The organism is Sphingomicrobium nitratireducens, assembly GCF_026157035.1.
Classification (GTDB): domain Bacteria; phylum Pseudomonadota; class Alphaproteobacteria; order Sphingomonadales; family Sphingomonadaceae; genus Sphingomicrobium; species Sphingomicrobium nitratireducens.
Genome location: NZ_JANJZA010000001.1, coordinates 1,585,577 through 1,601,772, shown reverse-complemented (window position 1 = coordinate 1,601,772; position 16,196 = coordinate 1,585,577). Strand labels below are relative to the sequence as shown.

General features: G+C 66.5%; 16 protein-coding genes and 2 tRNA genes. 16 read left to right on the top strand and 2 right to left on the bottom strand.

Features of this window, described 5'->3' with window-relative positions:
* Nucleotides 1-74 precede the first annotated feature (74 nt).
* The 6 genes from clpP to NNY25_RS08235 all read left to right on the top strand — a co-directional run bounded on the left by clpP (nt 75) and on the right by NNY25_RS08235 (nt 5,806).
* On the top strand, nt 75-728 hold the full coding sequence (gene clpP / locus NNY25_RS08260; RefSeq protein ID WP_265570885.1) for an ATP-dependent Clp endopeptidase proteolytic subunit ClpP: 654 nt from the start codon (nt 75-77) through the stop codon (nt 726-728).
* A gap of 215 nt (nt 729-943) precedes the next feature.
* A complete protein-coding gene (gene clpX / locus NNY25_RS08255) occupies nt 944-2,227 on the top strand; it encodes an ATP-dependent Clp protease ATP-binding subunit ClpX (protein ID WP_265570884.1) in 1,284 nt (427 codons plus the stop codon).
* Between the two features lie 10 nt (nt 2,228-2,237).
* Nucleotides 2,238-2,756, top strand: a complete 519-nt coding sequence (locus NNY25_RS11600; RefSeq protein WP_265570883.1) for a CPBP family glutamic-type intramembrane protease — start codon at nt 2,238-2,240, stop codon at nt 2,754-2,756.
* A 48-nt stretch (nt 2,757-2,804) separates the two neighbouring features.
* Nucleotides 2,805-5,204: an endopeptidase La gene (gene lon, locus NNY25_RS08245; RefSeq protein ID WP_265570882.1), complete on the top strand. Its 2,400-nt coding sequence runs from the start codon at nt 2,805-2,807 to the stop codon at nt 5,202-5,204.
* Between the two features lie 154 nt (nt 5,205-5,358).
* Nucleotides 5,359-5,634: an HU family DNA-binding protein gene (locus tag NNY25_RS08240; RefSeq protein ID WP_265570881.1), complete on the top strand. Its 276-nt coding sequence runs from the start codon at nt 5,359-5,361 to the stop codon at nt 5,632-5,634.
* 97 nt (nt 5,635-5,731) lie between these two features.
* Nucleotides 5,732-5,806: transfer RNA gene (locus NNY25_RS08235), tRNA-Val, on the top strand.
* A 142-nt stretch (nt 5,807-5,948) separates the two neighbouring features.
* Here NNY25_RS08235 and NNY25_RS08230 read toward each other — a convergent pair.
* Complete coding sequence (locus tag NNY25_RS08230; protein ID WP_265570880.1) at nt 5,949-6,629, bottom strand: Crp/Fnr family transcriptional regulator; 681 nt, start codon at nt 6,627-6,629, stop codon at nt 5,949-5,951.
* A 339-nt stretch (nt 6,630-6,968) separates the two neighbouring features.
* On the opposite strand from NNY25_RS08230, the gene NNY25_RS08225 reads away from it, so the two are divergent.
* From NNY25_RS08225 to NNY25_RS08185, 9 genes are all read left to right on the top strand, one after another.
* Nucleotides 6,969-7,045, top strand: a tRNA-His gene (locus tag NNY25_RS08225).
* Nucleotides 7,046-7,074: 29 nt separating this feature from the next.
* A complete protein-coding gene (locus NNY25_RS08220; protein ID WP_265570879.1) occupies nt 7,075-8,127 on the top strand; it encodes a Glu/Leu/Phe/Val family dehydrogenase in 1,053 nt (350 codons plus the stop codon).
* 67 nt (nt 8,128-8,194) lie between these two features.
* A complete protein-coding gene (ccmC, locus tag NNY25_RS08215; protein WP_265570878.1) occupies nt 8,195-8,929 on the top strand; it encodes a heme ABC transporter permease CcmC in 735 nt (244 codons plus the stop codon).
* A complete protein-coding gene (gene ccmD, locus NNY25_RS08210; protein ID WP_265570877.1) occupies nt 8,926-9,054 on the top strand; it encodes a heme exporter protein CcmD in 129 nt (42 codons plus the stop codon). The genes ccmC and ccmD overlap by 4 nt, the downstream gene beginning before the upstream one ends.
* Nucleotides 9,051-9,491, top strand: a complete 441-nt coding sequence (ccmE, locus tag NNY25_RS08205) for a cytochrome c maturation protein CcmE (RefSeq protein ID WP_265570876.1) — start codon at nt 9,051-9,053, stop codon at nt 9,489-9,491. Before ccmD ends, ccmE begins: the two co-directional genes overlap by 4 nt.
* Entirely contained in the window at nt 9,488-11,419 is a 1,932-nt protein-coding gene (locus tag NNY25_RS08200; protein WP_265570875.1) for a heme lyase CcmF/NrfE family subunit, read from the top strand. The genes ccmE and NNY25_RS08200 overlap by 4 nt, the downstream gene beginning before the upstream one ends.
* A complete protein-coding gene (locus tag NNY25_RS08195; protein WP_265570874.1) occupies nt 11,413-11,934 on the top strand; it encodes a DsbE family thiol:disulfide interchange protein in 522 nt (173 codons plus the stop codon). The genes NNY25_RS08200 and NNY25_RS08195 overlap by 7 nt, the downstream gene beginning before the upstream one ends.
* The gene (locus NNY25_RS08190; protein ID WP_265570873.1) at nt 11,931-12,347 is read left to right on the top strand and encodes a cytochrome c-type biogenesis protein; all 417 of its coding nucleotides are present in this window, start codon (nt 11,931-11,933) and stop codon (nt 12,345-12,347) included. Before NNY25_RS08195 ends, NNY25_RS08190 begins: the two co-directional genes overlap by 4 nt.
* Entirely contained in the window at nt 12,344-12,985 is a 642-nt protein-coding gene (locus NNY25_RS08185; RefSeq protein ID WP_265570872.1) for a tetratricopeptide repeat protein, read from the top strand. Before NNY25_RS08190 ends, NNY25_RS08185 begins: the two co-directional genes overlap by 4 nt.
* Nucleotides 12,986-12,989: 4 nt before the next feature.
* On the opposite strand, the gene ald is transcribed toward NNY25_RS08185, so the two are convergent.
* A complete protein-coding gene (gene ald, locus NNY25_RS08180; RefSeq protein WP_265570871.1) occupies nt 12,990-14,093 on the bottom strand; it encodes an alanine dehydrogenase in 1,104 nt (367 codons plus the stop codon).
* A 149-nt stretch (nt 14,094-14,242) separates the two neighbouring features.
* Between ald and NNY25_RS08175 the strand changes: the two genes are divergently transcribed.
* Nucleotides 14,243-16,153: a potassium transporter Kup gene (locus tag NNY25_RS08175; RefSeq protein WP_265570870.1), complete on the top strand. Its 1,911-nt coding sequence runs from the start codon at nt 14,243-14,245 to the stop codon at nt 16,151-16,153.
* Nucleotides 16,154-16,196: the final 43 nt, after the last annotated feature.

Genomic DNA, 16,196 nt, shown 5'->3' with positions numbered 1-16,196 from the left:
TTTTTGCCGCGCGCCGGGTTGAACGGCGCGAAAATTTCCCGATGTTGGCCGGGACACTTTCACAAGGACCCCTCATGGATCACGAAGACATCGCTTCCGCCCTCGTTCCCATCGTCATCGAACAGTCGAATCGCGGCGAGCGCAGCTTCGACATCTATTCGCGCCTGCTGCGCGAGCGGATCATCTTCGTGACCGGCCCGATCGAGGACCACATGGCCTCGCTCATCACCGCCCAGCTGCTCTTCCTCGAGTCCGAGAACCCGAAGAAGGACATCTTCATGTACATCAACTCGCCGGGCGGCGTGGTGACCGCGGGCCTCGCGATCCACGACACCATGCAGTACATCCGCCCGCGCGTCGGCACGGTCTGCATCGGGCAGGCCGCCTCGATGGGCAGTTTCCTGCTGTCGGCTGGCGAGAAGGGCATGCGCGTGGCGCTGTCGAACAGCCGCATCATGATCCACCAGCCCTCGGGCGGTGCGCAGGGCATGGCGGCGGACATCGAGATCCAGGCGCGCGAGATCCTGCGCATGCGCTCGCGCCTCAACGCGCTCTATTCCAAATATACCGGCCAGCCGATCGAGGAGATCGAGAAGGCGATGGACCGCGACAAGTTCATGGAAGCCGACGAGGCCAAGGACTGGGGCCTCATCGACCAGGTGTTCGATAAGCGCCCCGATGCGGGCGAAGACAAGGGCACGCATGCGGGCGACGTCACGCCGAGCTGAGCCCGGTAGGCCACGCAACGTACGATATCGGGACGCCCGGCGCGGTTGCCACTTGGCAGAACGCGTCGGGCGATCCATATGAAAAGCAATGATTTAGGGGCGGGGAGGGGTGTTAACCCTTCTCACAGCTTGCCTCGGTTACAATAGTCCCTAGCATGGGGCTCGAAGGACCCTGCGCCTCGCGCCGGCGTTCGGATGAAGGACGAAGGATTTTTATGACCAAGCTTTCCGGCGGAAACGGTGACGGCAAGAGCACGCTCTACTGCTCCTTCTGCGGCAAGTCGCAGCACGAGGTGCGCAAGCTCATTGCCGGTCCGACCGTCTTCATCTGCGACGAATGCGTCGAGCTGTGCAACGACATCATCCGCGAGGAAACCAAGTCGTCGCTGATCAAGACGCGTGACGGCGTTCCGACCCCACTCGAGATCAACAAGGTCCTCGACGACTACGTGATCGGGCAGGAGCAGGCCAAGCGCGTGCTCTCGGTCGCGGTCCACAACCACTACAAGCGCCTCAACCATGGCGGCAAGTCGACGGGCGACGTCGAACTCGCCAAGTCGAACATCCTGCTCGTCGGGCCGACCGGCTGCGGCAAGACGCTGCTGGCCCAGACGCTGGCGCGCATCCTCGACGTGCCCTTCACCATGGCCGACGCGACCACGCTGACCGAGGCGGGTTATGTGGGCGAGGACGTCGAGAACATCATTCTGAAGCTGCTCCAGGCTTCCGACTACAATGTCGAGAAGGCGCAGCGCGGCATCGTCTACATCGACGAGATCGACAAGATCAGCCGCAAGTCGGACAATCCTTCCATCACCCGCGACGTGTCGGGCGAGGGCGTCCAGCAGGCGCTCCTCAAGCTGATGGAAGGCACCACCGCCTCCGTTCCCCCGCAGGGCGGGCGCAAGCATCCGCAGCAGGAATTCCTCCAGGTCGACACGACCAACATCCTGTTCATCTGCGGCGGCGCCTTCGCGGGCCTCGAGAAGATCATCGGCGACCGCATGGAAGGCAAGTCGATCGGGTTCGGCGCGCATGTCGCCGCGCCCGAGGAAAAGCGCACCGGCGAGACGCTCAAGCATACCGAGCCGGAAGACCTGATGAAGTTCGGCCTGATCCCCGAATTCATCGGCCGCATGCCGGTGATCGCGACGCTCACCGACCTCGACGAGGCGGCGCTGGTCGAGATCCTCAAGGAGCCGAAGAACGCGCTGGTCAAGCAGTACCAGAAGCTGTTCGAGATGGAGGACGTCCACCTCGTCTTCACCGACGACGCGCTCTCTGCGGTCGCCAAGAAGGCGATCGAACGCAAGACGGGCGCGCGCGGCCTGCGTTCGATCCTCGAGGGGATCCTGCTCGACACCATGTTCGACCTGCCCTCGATGGAAGGGGTCGATGAAGTGCATATCGATGCCGACGTCATAGAGGGTCGCAAGGAGCCGGTGCGCGTCTACGCCAAGAAGGGCGAGGATGCGGCAGCCGGCGGCGACGCGGCCTAAGCTCTTCTAGGTGGCGACCCAGCTTCCTGCCGCGCCGCGGGCGGATCTTCCCGCCTTCGTTCCCGACTGGCTGGCCCGGCCCGAGCGGCCGTTGCGCACGCTGCTGTTCAGCTGGATCGTGACCCTGGTAGGCAGCCTTGCGCTGGCCTGGCTGGCGCAGCAGGCGATGCCGTCCGCGCCCCCGCCCAAGTTCGAGGCGATGGGCGCGCTCGGCCTGTTCCTGCTGGTCGTCTTCGCCCCGGTCACCGAAACGCTGATCATGGCGTTGTTCCTGTGGATCCTGACGCGCTTCCTGCCCGCGACGCTTGCGATCGTGCTGAGCGCACTGGGATGGGGGGTCGCCCACTCGATGATGGCGCCGGCCTGGGGGCTCGCCATCTGGTTTCCGTTCCTCATCTTCTCGACGCTCTATGTGGTGTGGCGGCAGCGCAGCCTCGGCTGGGCGCTCGCGATGCCGATGATGGCGCACGCGCTGCAGAACCTGCTTCCCGCGATCCCTGTCAGCTATCCACATCTTTTCGCCGTCTAGGCGGCCCCTGCGCTTGCTTGGGCGCGCACCCCCTCCCATATGGGGTGGATGACCACTCTGACCCTTCCGATCCTGCCGCTGCGCGACATCGTCGTTTTCCCGCAGCGCATCGTTCCCCTCTTCGTCGGGCGCGACAAGTCCGTGGCCGCGCTCGAGGCCGCGATGGCCGAGGACAAGCAGCTTTTTCTCGTCGCCCAGCTCGATCCCGCCGACGACGATCCCGACCGCGACGCGATGTACGACCTCGGCGTGGTCGCCACCGCGATGCAGATGCTCAAGCTGCCCGACGGCACCGTGCGCGTGCTGGTCGAAGGCACGCAGCGCGCGCGTCTCGTCAATCTGAGCGAGACCGACGGCTACACCTCCGCCGAAGTCGAGCTGGTCGGCGCCAAGGACGCCGAGGGGCCGGAGACCGCCGCGCTGATGCGCTCGGTACTCGACCAGTTCGAGAATTATGCCAAGCTCAACAAGAAGCTGCCTGCCGAGACCAGTGTCCAGCTGAGCGAGATCGAGGATGCCTCGGTGCTTGCCGACGCGGTCGCCTCGTCGCTGTCGGTCAAGGTGGCCGACAAGCAGGCGCTGCTGGGCGAACTCGACCCGGTCAAGCGGCTCGAGATGGTGTTCGCCTTCATGGAGGGCGAACTGGGCGTGCTCCAGGTCGAAAAGAAGATCCGCAGCCGCGTGAAGCGGCAGATGGAAAAGACCCAGCGCGAATATTATCTCAACGAGCAATTGAAGGCGATCCAGCGCGAACTCGGCAACGAAGACGGCGAGGGCGGCGACGAGCTGCACGAACTCCAGCAGAAGATTCGCAAGACCAAGCTGTCCAAGGAAGCCAAGGCACGCGCACAGGCCGAGCTCAAGAAATTGAAGGCGATGGCGCCTATGAGCGCCGAGGCAACGGTCGCCCGCAACTATCTCGACGTGCTGCTGGCACTGCCGTGGGGCAAGAAGAGCCGCGTGAAGCGCGACATCGACGAGGCGCAGGCGGTGCTCGACGAGGACCATTACGGCCTCGAGAAGGTCAAGGAGCGGATCGTCGAATATCTCGCGGTCCAGGCGCGCACCAACAAGTTGAAGGGCCCGATCCTGTGCCTGGTCGGTCCGCCGGGCGTCGGCAAGACCTCGCTTGGCCGCTCGATCGCGCGCGCGACGGGACGCGAATTCGTTCGCCAGTCGCTGGGCGGGGTGCGTGACGAAGCCGAGATTCGCGGTCACCGCCGCACCTATATCGGCAGCCTGCCGGGCAAGATCATCTCGAACTTGAAGAAGGCCGGCGCCAACAACCCGCTGTTCCTGCTCGACGAAATCGACAAGCTCGGCCAGGACTTCCGCGGCGATCCCGCCAGCGCGCTGCTCGAAGTGCTCGATCCCGAGCAGAATGCCAAGTTCAACGACCATTATCTCGAGATCGACTACGATCTGTCGGACGTGATGTTCGTGACCACCGCGAACAGCCTCGACATGCCGCAGCCCTTGAAGGACCGCATGGAGATCATCCGCCTCGAGGGCTACACCGAAGACGAGAAGGTCGAGATCGCCAAGCGCCACCTCATTCCCAAGCAATTGGAGGCGCACGGGCTCAAGGAAGGCGAGGTCGGCTTCACCGACGAGGGTCTTCGCGCGATGATCCGCCTCTACACGCGCGAGGCGGGCGTGCGCACGCTCGAGCGCGAGCTCGCCAAGGTCGCGCGCAAGGCGCTGAGGCAGATCCTCGAGAAGAAAGTCGAGACGGTCGTCCTGACCGAAGAGAATGTCGGCGACTTCCTCGGCGTCCAGAAATATCGCTACGGCGTGGGCGAGGAAGAGGACCAGATCGGCGCGGTCACCGGGCTCGCCTGGACCGAGGTCGGCGGCGAACTCCTCACGATCGAGGCGGTCACCGTGCCCGGCAAGGGCCAGATCAGGACCACCGGCAAACTGGGCGAGGTGATGCAGGAATCGATCCAGGCCGCGATGAGCTTCGTCAAGGCGCGCTCGCCCTCCTACGGGGTCAAGCCGTCGATCTTCGCGCACAAGGACATCCACGTCCACCTGCCCGAGGGCGCGGTGCCCAAGGACGGGCCGTCGGCGGGCGTCGGCATGGTCACCGCAATGATCTCGACGCTGACCGGCATCCCGGTGCGGCGCGATATCGCGATGACCGGCGAAGTGACGTTGCGCGGCCGCGTGCTGCCGATCGGCGGCCTCAAGGAGAAGCTCCTCGCGGCGCTGCGCGGCGGCATCAAGACGGTTCTGATCCCGGCGGAAAACGAGAAGGACCTCGTCGAGATTCCGGCCAACGTGAAGGACGAACTCGAGATCATTCCGGTTGCCCATGTCGACGAGGTGTTGGCCCACGCGCTGACCCAGACGATGCAGGCGATCGAATGGACCGATGCGGACGAACAGGCGACCCAGCCGATCGTCCCGACGGCACCCGGCGAGGAGCCGTCGATCCGCCATTGATCCAGATTGGCAACTGACTTTTAGGGGCGGGGTCGATTTATTTCGGTCCCGCCTTTGACTCTGCGCCCCGGATTTGGCTTAAAGGCGTCCTTTCCTGCGCGCGCCGCCGAGTCTTTCCTGTTGGCGACCCGCGCCAAACGGGAGACAGGGCACTATGAACAAGCAGGAGCTCATCGGCGAAATCGCGGATCGCGCCGGCCTCAGCCGCAACGACGCCTCGAGGGCGGTCGAAACCATGCTCGAGATCATCACCTCGACGCTCAAGCGCGGCGACGAAGTGCGCCTCGTCGGGTTCGGCAACTTCTCGGTCACGCAGCGAAAGGCCTCGACGGGCCGCAATCCGCGCACCGGTGAACCGATGCACATCAAGGCCAGCCTCCAACCGAAATTCCGTCCGGGCAAGGTGCTCAAGGACGCGGTCCAGAAGTAGCCGACAGGCGAGAGAGCGGACGAGGGCGAAAGAGGCTGGACAGGGCTGTCCGCCTCGCTTAATGGCCCCTGCGAACCGGCGGGGCCGATCCCCTTACGGGCGCGTAGCTCAGCGGTAGAGCACACCCTTCACACGGGTGGGGTCACAGGTTCAATCCCTGTCGCGCCCACCATCGCCCCGCCGATTTCCCATCCCCCATGCCGAGTGCCGCCGCGTATTGCGCCGTACGGGCGCCTGCGTCATCGCGGGCAAAAGAGAAGGGCGCCCGCTTTCGCGGACGCCCTTGCACAGGAACCGTAAAGGCTCCGCGAACCCTAGCTCAGATAATCCGGCTGGAAGCTCGCGATGCGGCGCAGTTCGTCGAATTCCTCGAAATGCACGAGGCGACCGTCACGGCGGATGACGCCCTGGCGCTCGAGATCGGCGAACACGCGGTTGACGTTGACCGAGGTCTGGCCGGTGATGTCGGCGATCTGCTGCTGCGTGAAGGGATTGCGCATCGCTTCCTTGGCAGGATCGACCTTCATGCGCTCGGCCGTCTCGCACAGGAGATGCGCCACGCGCGCCATCGAATCGCGGCGACCGCAATTGACCAGCCACTCGTACCCGATCGCCTGCTGGCGCTCGGCGAGCTTGTAGAAGAAGTTCGCGATCTCCGGGTACTCCTCGAGGATCGGCTCGAGGTCCGAGGCCTGTCCGACCATCAGGTCGGCCTTGGTGATCGCCTGGATGCCATAGGGCGCCTTGCCCTTGGCGGGCAGGATCCCTTCGCCAGGGAAGCGCAAGGCCACGATCTGGCGGCGTCCGCTGCCGTCGGGCTTGTACTTCGCCAGCAGGCCGGTCTGGATGAAGATCACTTCATCGCGGTCGTGACCCGGCTCCCGGAAGGGGCGGCGGGGGTCGACCTGGACCTGCTTGTGCGGAATTTTGGAAAGGGCTTTTGCGGCTTTTTCGCTCAGGCCGCTGCGGGTGAGAGTATCAAATAAGTCCATCATAAAAGAATCAGCCTTGGGGGAACGGGCGGCCTTACAGCCGAACCGGTCGCATTTGTCCATCGTCGAGACTATTACGCACACGCAACGCTACAATTCATAAAAGCGTCACGCAACGGCTCTGACAAGACGCATATTAACATACTATATTGAAAATTCCCAAGCTATTTGCCCCGAATTGATACAGTGTTTCACGGTTGGCGGTTTTCCGTGACTTGTCGCAACTTCATCCGACGCGAAGGCGCGGGGGCAGGGGCGAATCGCCCTCGTATACGCGCCGCTTGCCAAGTGCGCGGCTTGCTCCTAATGAGCGCCCGCGCCCCGCATCGCGGCGGCGTCATGGCGACCGTAGCTCAGCTGGTTAGAGCACCGGTTTGTGGTACCGGGGGTCGCGGGTTCAAGTCCCGTCGGTCGCCCCATCTTTTTGAAAAGAAACAGGGCGAGGCGCATGACCACTGTCTGGGGCTATGACGATTTCGACGCGCACGAGGCGGTCCATTTCGTCACCGACGAGGCGAGCGGCCTTCGCGCCGTGATTGCGCTTCACTCGACCCACCTCGGCCCGGCCGCGGGCGGAACGCGCTTCTGGCACTACGCCAAGGACGAAGCGGCGGTTACCGACGCGCTGCGCCTGTCGCGCGGCATGAGCTACAAGAACGCGATGGCCGGCCTGCCGCTGGGCGGTGGCAAGACCGTCATCCTCGCCGACGAAGCCAAGACCAAGACTCCCGAGATGCTGGCCGCCTTCGGGCGCGCGGTGAACCGCCTCGGCGGTGCCTACGTGACCGCCGAAGATGTCGGCATGAGCGTCGAGGACATGATCGCCATCTCGCACCACACCGACTTCGTCGCGGGCCTTCCGGTCGAGGAAGGCGCACAGGTCGGGGGCGATCCGGGTCCGCACACTGCGCTCGGCGTGTTCCTCGGCCTCAAGGCGGCGGTCAAGCGCAAGCTCGGCAAGGACACACTCGACGGGCTGCACATCGCCATCCAGGGCGCGGGCAGCGTCGCCAGCCACCTCGCGCGTCACGCGGTCGAGGAAGGCGCGCGCCTGTCGATCGCCGACGTCAACACCGCCCGCGTCGAGGCACTGTCGAGCGAGACCGGCGCGACCATCGTCGCGCCTGCCGACATCCTGTTCCTCGAAGCCGACGTGGTCAGCCCGTGCGCGCTCGGCGCGATCCTCAACGAGGATACGATCGCCAAGCTCAACACGCCGATCATCGCGGGCGCGGCCAACAACCAGCTCGCGCACAAGGAAGACGGCCAGCGCCTCGATGCGCGCGGCATCCTCTATGCCCCCGACTATGTCATCAACGCGGGCGGCATCATCAACGTCTCGACCGAATATCTGAAGGATGGCGGGCCCGAGCTGGTGCGCCAGCGCATCGAGGGCATTCCCGGCCGTCTCGACCAGATCTGGGAAGAGAGCGAAGCGAGCGGGCGCGATCCCGCTGCGGTCGCCGACGCGATGGCCAAGCGCCTGATCGGTCGCGCCTAGAACCCGGTCTCTTTTTGACCATCCTCAATTGAAGGCTGCCGAGGGGTCGGCTAGGAGCGCTGGCACGATGCATCGCTTCGCCAATCCCGCCCGGTTCCTGAAGCTCGCGCGTCCGCTCACCGGTTGGACGCTGTGGCCCGGCCTGCTGCTGCTCGGCGCGGGCGTGATCGGCGGGCTGTTCGTCACCCCGCCCGACTATCTGCAGGGCGACAGCGCGCGCATCCTCTACATCCACGTGCCCACCGCCTGGCTCGGCATGGCGGGCTGGTCGGGGCTCGCCATCGCGGGGATCAGCCAGCTCGTGTGGCGCCATCCCCTGGCGACGCTCGCAGGTCGCGCGATCGCACCGGTCGGCGCGCTCTATACGGCCTTGTGCCTCGCCACCGGCTCGATCTGGGGGCGTCCGACCTGGGGCACCTGGTGGGAATGGGACGGGCGCCTGACCAGCATGCTGATCTTGTTCTTCCTCTACCTCGCCTACGTCGCGCTGGCGTCGGCCGAGCGCGAGCGCGGGGCCGGGGGAGAGGGGAAGATGGCGGCGATCTTTGCCATCGCGGGCGCGATCAACCTGCCGATCATCCATTACTCGGTCGTGTGGTGGAACACGCTCCACCAAGGCCAGTCGATCGACCTCGTACGGGGCGAATCGACTATCGATCCCGCCTTGTTGTGGCCGCTCCTGCTGACCGTTCTCGGCTTCACCCTGCTGTTTTGCGCGATCGTCCTGATGCGGATGCGCGCCGACCTGGCGCGCACGCGCCTCGAGATGCGGCTCAAGCGCCAGGCGACGGAGGCGGCATGAACCACTGGGCCTTCGTGATCGCGGCCTACGGGCTGACGCTGGGCGCGACCGCGCTGCTGCTCGGCCTGTCGGCGGTGGCGATGCGGCGCGCCGAGGCGGACGCAGAGGCGGTCACGCGGCGATGATGATGCGCCCGAAGAACCAGCGGCTCGTGCTCGTCTCGGCGGCGCTCGTCGCGCTCGGCCTTGCCGCGCTGCTCGCCCTTTGGGGCCTCCAGGATCGCGCCGCCTATTTCGTCACGCCGTCGGAGATCGTCGCGGGCAAGCTCGAGCCGGGCCAGTCCGCCCGGCTCGGCGGCATGGTCGAGGAAGGTTCGCTCCAGCAGCTCGACGACGGCGTAAGCGTCCGTTTTTCGGTCCATGACGGCGACAAGGCCGTCGCGGTCACCCACGCCGGGATCCTCCCGGACCTGTTCCGCGAGGGCAGCGGTGTGGTCGCCGAGGGACGTCTGGGCCCGGACGGCGTGTTCATCGCCGACCGAATCCTTGCCAAGCATGACGAGCGCTACATGCCGCCTGAACTCGATCATCTCGAGACCGCGGCGGAGACCGTCGAGCGGTGATCGCCGAGATCGGCCATGCCGCGCTGTGGCTCGCCGCCGCGCTCGCGCTGCTGCAGCTGGGACTCGGGATCACGGTCCTGCGCGGGCGTGATGACGACGGGGCGATGGCGCTGGCGATGCGCGCGCTGGCGGTCGCGCAGGGGGCGCTCACCCTGTTCGCCTTCCTGTCGCTGATCCTGCTTTTCTGGCGCACCGACCTCAGCGTCGAACTGGTCGCCGCGCATAGCGCCAGCGCCAAGCCGTGGCTCTACAAGGTCGCCGGCACGTGGGGTAATCACGAAGGCTCGATGCTCCTGTGGGTGATGGTGATGAGCCTTTCGGGAGCGGGGCTCGGCCTGTTCGCGCGGCGGCTCGACAGCGCGGTCCTGAGCGCCGCATTGGGCACGCAGGCGGCCATCGGGCTCGGCTTCTTCGCCTTCCTCCTGTTCGCCTCGAACCCGTTCGCAAGGCTCAATCCGCCTGCGGTCGAGGGAAGGGGGCTCAATCCCGTCCTCCAGGATCCGGGCCTCGCCTTCCATCCCCCGACCCTCTATTTCGGTTATGTCGGCCTGTCGGTCGCCTTTTCGATCGCGATCGCGGGGATGCTGACCGACCGCGTCGGCCCGGCATTGGCCCGCGCCATGCGGCCGTGGGTGCTCGCCAGCTGGGTCTTGCTGACTGCAGGCATCGTGGCGGGCAGCTACTGGGCCTATTACGAGCTCGGCTGGGGCGGTTACTGGTTCTGGGACCCGGTCGAGAACGCCTCGCTGATGCCGTGGCTCGCCGCGACAGCGCTGCTCCACTCCGTCAGCGTCCTTGCCGCGCGCAGTGCGCTCAAGGCGTGGACGATGATGCTCGCGCTGGTCGCCTTCTCGATGTCGATGGTCGGCACGTTTCTCGTGCGCTCGGGCATCATCACCTCGGTCCACGCGTTCGCCGTCGACCCGCTGCGCGGCAGCTTCATCCTCGCCTTGCTTGCGCTCTACGTGGGCGGCGCGATGGCGCTGTTCGGGTGGAAGATCGGCGGCGTGCGCGAGGGCGAACGGTTCGACCTCGTCAGCCGCGAGGGCGCGCTGGTGGCCAACAACCTCCTCCTCTCGGTGATCCTCGCGCTGGTCTTCATCGGGACGCTTTACCCGCTTGCCGCCGAGGCGCTGGACGAACGCATCTCGGTCGGCCCGCCCTACTTCAACACGGTCGTCGGGCCGCTCGCGCTGCTGCTCGGGTTGCTGCTCTACGTCGGCCCGTTGCTCGGCTGGCGGCGACATCGGCGCGGCGTGCCCCGGTCGGTGGCTCTCTCCGGCGTGATCGCGGCGGCGAGCCTGGTGACGATGCTCATCGTCACGCGCGGGGAGCACTTGTTCGCCTGCTTCGGGATGGCAGTCGCGGCGGGTCTTGCCGTGGCCAGCCTGTCGCCCCTGTTCGGGCGGCGCCTCGGCCGCGTGCCGATGGCGACCTGGGGCATGGCGGTCGCCCACTTCGGCGTCGCCGTGTCGCTTGCCGGTATGGCGAGCGAGGCCGCCTTCACCAAGGAAACGCTGGTGCGCGCGCAGCCGGGCGAGATCGTCGCGGTCGGCTCGTGGCAGGTCGAGCTGCACGACGTGATGCCGGTGGCGGGGCCCAACTGGTCGGCGATCGAGGCCGAGCTGCGCGTTTCACGCGGCGATGGTGTCGAAGTGCTGCGGCCGCAGTCGCGGGCGTTCGCCTCGCCGCCGACCGTGACTAGCGAGGCCGCGCTGTCGACCCATGCCGACGGGCAGCTCTACGCGGTACTCGGCGACGGTCGCGAGGGCGAGGGCTGGCAGCTGCGCCTGTGGTGGAAGCCATTCGTGACGCTGATCTGGTGGGGCGGATTGCTGATCGCCCTGGGCGGCCTGCTCGCCTTGGTCGGGCGGACGTGGCGCGAAGGACGCCGTGCCCGCGCGATCCGGGAGCCCGCGCGATGGTGAAGCGCTTCGTCCCCCTGGCGCTCCTGCTGGCCTTCGTCGGGCTGGTCGCCTGGAAGCTGATGGCGCCCGAGACCGACAAGGTGACGAGCCAGCTGGTCGGGCGCACGGTTCCCACCTTCGCGCTCGAACCGGCAGTCGCGGGCAAGCCCGGCCTGGCGAGTGCCGATCTCGGCAAGGGCGCGCCGCGAATGGTCAACATCTTCGCCAGCTGGTGCGTGCCGTGCATCGCCGAAGCGCCGCTGCTCGACGCGCTGGCGCGCGAGGGGCTCGCGATCGACGGGATCGCGGTGCGCGACCGCCCCGACGATGTCGTCGATTTCCTCGCCGAGCATGGCGACCCGTTCGGCGCGATCGGCGCCGATCCCGAAAGCGCCGCAATGATCGCGCTCGGCGCGGCGGGCGTTCCCGAAAGCTTCATCGTCGATGGCTCGGGCCGCATCGCCTATCACCACCAGGGGCCGCTGACCCCCGCCGACCTGCCCGAGATCCGGCGCCAGTGGGAGGCAGTGCAATGAGGCGCTTCCTTCTCGCGCTGCTTCTCCTCGCCGCGCCCGCATGGGCCGACAGCGAGATGCCCGATGCCGAATATGCCAATCGCCAGCTCGAGGATCCGCGCGCAGAGGCCGAGGCGCACGCGCTGATGCAGGAATTGCGCTGCCTCGTGTGCGAGGGGCAGTCGATCGCGGACAGCAATGCCGAGATGGCGGGCGACATGCGCCATCTCGTGCGCACGCGCATCGCGGCGGGCGAGGACAAGGCCGAGGTCCGCGAGTGGCTGGTCGAGCGCTATGGCGAATGGGTGACCTATCGCCCGCGCACGTCCAACCCGCTCAGCTGGCCGTTGTGGATCGCCCCGCTCGCGCTTGTCGCCGTCGGGCTGTGGATGGTGCGCGGACGATTTCGCATGACGAGGGGGGAAGGCGAATGACCGGCTTCCTGCTTCTCGGACTTGTCGCGCTCGCCCTGCTAGGCGGATTGCGGATTGCGGGCGTGCGCGGCAGCCTGTGGACGCTCGCCGCGGCGGCGATGGCGTTCGGCGCGGCCGGCTACGCGCTTACCGGCAGGCCGGGACTTCCGGGCGATCCGCGTGCCGCAACTTCCGAGCAGCAGGCGGCGCTCCCGTTGACTGGCGCGCGGCAGGCTTTTTTCGGGCGCTTCAATACCGCCGACCGCTGGATGACGATCGCCGAAGGCTACGCCGGACGCGGCAAGACCGGCGATGCGGTCGGCGTGCTGCGGTCCGCGGTACGCGAACATCCGCGCGACTTCGCGTTATGGACCGGGCTCGGCAATGCGCTGGTCGACCACGGACGCACGCTGACGCCTGCCGCCCAGCTCGCCTACGAGCGCGCGGTGACGATGGCGCCGGGCCAGCCGGGGCCGGTCTTCTTCTACGCGCTCGCCAAGGCGCGCACGGGCGACCGCGAAGGGGCGATCGCCGACTGGCAGTCGATCCTCGACAGCGCGCCCTCGGACGCCTCATGGCGGCCGCTCGTCGAGCAGGGGATCGTGACGATGGGCGGGGCCGTGGGAGGCGAGGCGGCGCCCGCAGACGCCGCCTCCTGACCCCTCAGGCTTCTTCGTAGGCGAGGTCGGGGAATGCTTCCGCGACCGCCGCATGCCGGATCTTGCCGTCCGAGACGTTGAGCCCGTTCTTGAGGTGCGGATCGTCCGCCATCGCCTTTGCGGCGCCCTTGTTGGCGATCGCGATGGCGTGCGGCAGCGTCGCATTGTTGAGCGCGAAGGTGCTGGTTCGCGCGACCGCGCCCGGCATGTTGGCGACGCAATAGTGGATCACCCCGTCGATTTCGTAGACCGGGTCGTCATGCGTGGTCGCCTTCGAGGTCTCGAAGCAGCCGCCCTGGTCGATCGCGATATCGACCAGCACGCTGCCGCGCTTCATGGTCTTGAGCTGATCGCGGGTGACGAGCTTGGGCGCCGCGGCGCCCGGAACGAGCACCGCGCCGATCACCAGCTCGGCGTCCTGGATCGCGTTGGCGATCGCGGTCTTCGAGGCGTAGGCGGTCTTGATCTGGCTGCCGAAGTGGAGGTCGAGCTCGGCAAGACGGTCGGGGTTGATGTCGTAGATGGTGACGTCGGCGCGCTGGCCGGTGGCCATCATCGCCGCATTGATGCCCGCGACGCCGCCGCCCAGGATCGCGACCTTGGCCGGGTTGACGCCCGGAACGCCGCCCAGCAGCACGCCGCGACCGCCCTGTTCCTTCTCGAGATAGTGCGCGCCGACCTGGACCGACATGCGGCCCGCGACTTCGCTCATCGGCTTCAGCAGCGGGAGCGTGCCCGCCGGGCTGGTCACTGTCTCGTAAGCGATGCAGGTCGCGCCCGAGGCCATCAGCCCCTCGGTCTGCGGCTTGTCGGCCGCGAGGTGGAGATAGGTGTAGAGCGTGTGGCGCGGCTCGAGCATCGCGATCTCGGAGGGCTGCGGTTCCTTGACCTTGACGATCATGTCGGCCGCTTCGAACACCGACTTGGCATCGGGCAGGATCGTGGCGCCGACCTTCTCGTAATGCTTGTCGTCGAAATCGATGCCGCAACCCGCCTTGGTCTCGACGAACACTTCGTGACCGTGGGCGACCAGCTCCGCGACCGAGGCCGGGGTCAGGCCGACGCGATATTCGTGATTCTTGATTTCCTTGGGCACGCCGACGCGCATGGGAAAACCTCTCCGATTCTTGTTTACTCGGCGGCCCTATAGCTCCCCGTGTCCCGATTGTCCCGTCGATTGCGAAGCGGCGTGAGCGGTGCTAGGGCGCGCGCTCCAGACCGCCCGACACGCGGCCGCAAGGGAGCCTTCGCGCCCGGATGAGCAGTGCAGAGACCCCGCACGAAGCGGGCGGACATCAAGGATCGCTGGCCAAGCTGGCGGCCGGCGCGGTCGGGATCGTGTTCGGCGATATCGGCACCTCGCCGATCTACGCCTTCCGCGAGACTTTCGCGGGCCATCACACGCTGGTGCCCGACTCGCTCCACGTCTACGGCGTGCTCAGCCTCATCTTCTGGTCGATGATGATCATCGTGACGCTCAAATACGTCACGCTCATCATGCGCGCCGACAATCATGGCGAAGGCGGCAGCCTCGCGCTGCTCGCGCTCTACACGCGCGAGGGCGGGTCGTTCCGATGGTCGAAGGGCGTCATCCTGCTCGGCGTGTTCGCGACCGCCCTGTTCTACGGCGACAGCATGATCACCCCGGCGATCTCGGTGCTGTCGGCGGTGGAGGGCCTGACCACGGTCAACGCCGGCCTGTCGTCCTTCGTCATCCCGATCGCGGTCGCCATCCTCGTCGGCCTCTTCTCGATCCAGAAATTCGGGACGACGGGCATCGCGCGCTTCTTCGCCCCCTTCATGCTGGTCTATTTTGTCACGCTCGCAGTGCTGGGCGCCAGCCACATACCGGACCACTGGCCGGTGCTCTACGAGATGCTCAATCCGTACAATGCGGTGCGCTTCTTCCTGCTCGAGCCGACCCGTGCCTTCTTCGCGCTGGGGTCGGTCGTGCTGGCGGTGACGGGCGCCGAGGCGCTCTATGCCGACATGGGCCATTTCGGGCGCAACCCGATCCGCGTGAGCTGGCTGTTCTTCGTGATGCCCGCGCTGCTTCTAAATTATCTCGGGCAGGGCGCGCTGATCCTCAGCTACGACCGGTTCGAGGCCACCCAGCTCGTCCAGAACCCGTTCTTCTATCTTGCCCCCGACATGTTGCGCCTGCCGCTGGTGCTCCTGGCGACCTGCGCGACGATTATCGCCAGCCAGGCGGTCATCACCGGCGCCTTCTCGGTCACGCAACAGGCGATCCAGCTGGGCTTCGTGCCGCGCCTGCGCATCGAACATACCAGCGAGGAAGCCGCCGGGCAGATCTATATCCCGCTCGTCAACTGGGTGCTGCTGGTGGCGGTCATCGTGCTCGTCCTGAGCTTCCGCTCGTCGTCGAACCTCGCCTCGGCCTACGGGATCGCGGTGACCGGCGCGATGCTGATCGACACGGTGCTGATTGCCGTCGTGCTCCTGTTCCTGTGGAAGTGGAAACGCCGCTACGTGCTGCCGCTCCTTGCGCTCTTCTTCGCGGTCGACCTGCTCTACTTCGGCGCCAACCTCCTCAAGGTGCCCGACGGGGGCTGGTTCCCGCTGCTGATCGGCGCGATCGCCTTCACGTTGCTGACCACCTGGAGTCGCGGCCGCAAGCTGCTCATCCAGCGGATGAAGAAGGATGTGCTGCCGGTCGACCTGTTCCTGAAGTCGGCGACGAAGAGCGCGGCGCGCGTGCCCGGTACGGCAGTGTTCCTGACGACCGCGACCGACGGCGTCCCGCCCTCGCTGCTGCACAACATCAAGCACAACAAGGTGCTGCACGAACGCACCTTCCTGCTCACCGTGAAGATCGCCGACCAGCCCTACTGGCCGAACGACGACCGCGCCGAGGTCACCGCCTACTCGGACGGCTTCTACCGCGTCATCCTGCGCTACGGCTTCATGGAGGATGTCCACATCCCGCGCGCGCTCGGCAACCTCAAGGGCTGCGGACCGGTCTGCAAGATGATGGACACCAGCTTCTTCCTCGGCCGGCAGACGCTGCTACCGTCCAAGAGCAACGCGATGGCCGGGCCTCGCGAAAAACTCTTCGCCTGGATGCTGCGCAATTCGGAAAGCGCGATGACCTTCTTCAAGCTGCCGCCCAACCGTGTCGTCGAGCTGGGCAGCCAGGTCCAGATCTGACACGCCGGTGGGCGCCGCGACCGGGTCGTGTTACCCCGCCGCG

Coding starts and splice junctions, on each gene's coding strand:
- NNY25_RS08175 (WP_265570870.1), top strand. CDS start 14,243: ATGAGCAGTGCAGAGACCCCGCACGAAGCGGGCGGACATCAAGGATCG.
- lon (WP_265570882.1), top strand. CDS start 2,805: ATGACCACTCTGACCCTTCCGATCCTGCCGCTGCGCGACATCGTCGTT.
- NNY25_RS08190 (WP_265570873.1), top strand. CDS start 11,931: ATGAGGCGCTTCCTTCTCGCGCTGCTTCTCCTCGCCGCGCCCGCATGG.
- NNY25_RS08230 (WP_265570880.1), bottom strand. CDS start 6,629: ATGATGGACTTATTTGATACTCTCACCCGCAGCGGCCTGAGCGAAAAA.
- NNY25_RS08195 (WP_265570874.1), top strand. CDS start 11,413: ATGGTGAAGCGCTTCGTCCCCCTGGCGCTCCTGCTGGCCTTCGTCGGG.
- clpP (WP_265570885.1), top strand. CDS start 75: ATGGATCACGAAGACATCGCTTCCGCCCTCGTTCCCATCGTCATCGAA.
- ccmE (WP_265570876.1), top strand. CDS start 9,051: ATGATGATGCGCCCGAAGAACCAGCGGCTCGTGCTCGTCTCGGCGGCG.
- NNY25_RS08220 (WP_265570879.1), top strand. CDS start 7,075: ATGACCACTGTCTGGGGCTATGACGATTTCGACGCGCACGAGGCGGTC.
- NNY25_RS08240 (WP_265570881.1), top strand. CDS start 5,359: ATGAACAAGCAGGAGCTCATCGGCGAAATCGCGGATCGCGCCGGCCTC.
- ald (WP_265570871.1), bottom strand. CDS start 14,093: ATGCGCGTCGGCGTGCCCAAGGAAATCAAGAATCACGAATATCGCGTC.
- ccmD (WP_265570877.1), top strand. CDS start 8,926: ATGAACCACTGGGCCTTCGTGATCGCGGCCTACGGGCTGACGCTGGGC.
- ccmC (WP_265570878.1), top strand. CDS start 8,195: ATGCATCGCTTCGCCAATCCCGCCCGGTTCCTGAAGCTCGCGCGTCCG.
- NNY25_RS08185 (WP_265570872.1), top strand. CDS start 12,344: ATGACCGGCTTCCTGCTTCTCGGACTTGTCGCGCTCGCCCTGCTAGGC.
- clpX (WP_265570884.1), top strand. CDS start 944: ATGACCAAGCTTTCCGGCGGAAACGGTGACGGCAAGAGCACGCTCTAC.